The following is a 2,544-nucleotide window of genomic DNA, read 5'->3' on the forward strand; positions in this document are numbered from 1 at the left end:
TTGCCCACCGCGTGGGAGCGGGCCCGGAAGCGGGTGGACCTCGAGGACCCGGTGGTCGGGTGGACGGCGAGCCTCGGGCTCACGCTGCTCTCGCTGTTCCTGAGGCTGTGGAAGCTCGGGACGCCGAAGCTGTTCGAGTTCGACGAGACCTACTACGCCAAGGACGCGTGGTCGCTGCTCCACTTCGGCTATGCCAAGAACTACGTCGACGGCGCCAACGACAAGATCCTCGACGGCCACACCACCGGCCAGTGGGGCACCAGCCCGGAGATGGTGGTCCATCCCGAGGTGGGCAAGTGGCTGATCGCGCTGGGCGAGAAGGCCTTCGGGATGGATCCGTTCGGCTGGCGGGTCGCCGCGGCCGTCGTCGGCTCGCTGATGGTCCTGGTGATGTGCCGGATGGTCCGGCGGATGACCGGCTCGACCGCGTTGGGCCTGGTCGCGGGGCTGCTGCTGAGCCTGGACGGGCTCCAGTTCGTGCTCTCCCGGCTGGCCCTGCTCGACATCTTCCTGTCCTTCTTCATCCTGTGCGCCGTGGCCTGCGTGGTCGCCGACCGCGACTGGCACCGAGCCAAGCTGGCCCGGCTGGTCCCGCACCAGGTGTACGACGACTCGTCGTACGGACCGGTCCGGGGGCTGCTGTTCCGGCCCTGGCTGCTGGCCAGCGGGATCTGCTGGGGGCTGGCGATCGGGACCAAGTGGACCGCGATCTACCCGCTCGCCGCGTTCGGGCTCATGGTCTGGCTGTGGAGCGCGGGGGCGCGCCGGTCCTTCGGGGTGCGCTGGGCGACGCTGCGCTCGATCGTCACCGACGGCGTGCCGGCGTTCGTCCACCTGGTCCTCGTCGCCGCGGTCGTCTACGTAGCGAGCTGGACCGGCTGGCTGGTGCACGCGGACGTGTACGAGAACTCGCTGTCGTCGACGCAGTACACGCAGTTCGTCAAGGAGCGTCCGTGCAAGACCGACGCGGACGGCAAGCTGCAGGAGAACAACCTCGACAACAGCGGCAAGCGCTGGCCGACGGCCAGCGAGCCGGACGCGCACGGCCTCGGTGAGGTGTGGCAGTCGCTCCGCTCGCTGTACTACTACCACCGCGACGTCTACACCTTCCACACCCACTTCCTGAACTGCTCGACGCACACCTACCAGTCGAAGCCGTCGGGGTGGCCGCTCCTCAACCGCCCGGTCGGCGTGGCGGCGGACACCGGCATCGAGCCAGGTACGCGCGGCTGCGACGCCCCGGCCGACAGCACCTGCCTCAAGCAGGTGCTGCTCATCGGCACACCCACGATCTGGTGGGGCGGCATCCTCGCCCTGCTCTACGCGGTGGCGATGTGGGTCGGAGCCCGCGACTGGCGGTTCGGGGTCGCGGTGGTCGGTACGGCGTCCACGTGGCTGCCGTGGCTGCAGTACGACACCCGGCCGATCTTCCTGTTCTACGCGGTCGCGACCCTGCCGTTCGTCGTGCTCGCGCTGACCCTGGCCATCGGGAAGATGATCGGCAGCTCGCGGGCGCCCTCACCACGGCGTACGGCGGGCGTGGTCGTCGGCGGCTCGTTCGTCGTGCTGACGGTGCTCAACTTCGCGTGGTTCTGGCCGATCTTCACCGACCAGCTGCTGACCCACTCGGAGTGGGCGGACCGGGTGTGGTTCCAGCGCTGGATCTGACCCCCGGTCTCACTTGGCGCAGACATGGCGGGCATGCCTCGCCGCCTTGAGCCTCTTCAGGGCCTTGGCGAGCTGCTTGCGGGCCTTGGCGACATCGGCCTTGCTCCCCGACGCCTCGGCGTGCCTGAGCGCGTGCCGGGCCGCCGACACCTTGTGCTTGGCCCTCGTGACGACCTCGGACAACGCGGCCAGGTTGCAGCGCATGAAGGTGAGCGACGCCGGGCTCGGGTCCACGACGCCGCCGCTGTCCCGCGCCCGCGCCTGGAGGGTGTGCGAGCCGCTCCTGAGGTCTCCCCAGAGAGTGAGGGAGGAGCCGCACGAGGCGAACGGCCGAGCATCGAGGCTGCACTCGAACTGGCTGCCGCCGATGCCCACCAGGCTGATCACGTCGGTCGCCCGCCGAAGCTTGTGCTTGCCGACGATCAGGGTGTTGGGCCCGATGGAGATGGTGACGACCGCGGTGCAGGCAGCCTGGCTGCTGCCGTTGCTCACGACGAGCTGGTAGGCGTGTCCCTCGGTGACCGGGACCGACATGCTGCTGGAGTTCAGGCTCGTGCCCTGGTCGCCGAGGTAGTTCTGGGCCTGGTTGGCGGGGTTGTAGCTGCCGTCGTAGAGCGCCACGAACACGTTCCCCGAGTTGGGCCCGTCGCCGCCGCAGTCGGCCGCCGCGCGGGTGATGGTCAGGCAACCGGTGTTCTGCGCGACGTACGACGCCTGTGCGTAGTTGAACGTGGAACCCGCAGCGGTGGTCCCCGGAAAGGTCTTCGGTGCCGCGCAGGTCGAGGGAGTGCCGCTGCGGAAGACGTGGCCGTTCTGGGTGAGCGACCCGTTGAGGTTGAGGATCTGGGGAGTGTCGATGGCGGCGCTCGCCGGCCC

The 2,544-nt window shown here is 69.4% G+C and carries 2 protein-coding genes; one reads left to right on the forward strand and one right to left on the reverse strand.

Features of this window, described 5'->3' with window-relative positions; genetic code table 11:
• On the forward strand, positions 1 to 1,668 hold a 1,668-nt coding region (locus VFV89_RS22300), incomplete at its 5' end, for a dolichyl-phosphate-mannose--protein mannosyltransferase (protein WP_329708184.1).
• A 9-nt stretch (positions 1,669 to 1,677) separates the two neighbouring features.
• On the opposite strand, the gene VFV89_RS22305 is transcribed toward VFV89_RS22300, so the two are convergent.
• On the reverse strand, positions 1,678 to 2,544 hold an 867-nt coding region (locus tag VFV89_RS22305; RefSeq protein ID WP_329708185.1), incomplete at its 5' end, for a hypothetical protein.

This window comes from Nocardioides sp. (genome assembly GCF_036274455.1).
Classification (GTDB): Bacteria; Actinomycetota; Actinomycetes; order Propionibacteriales; family Nocardioidaceae; genus Nocardioides.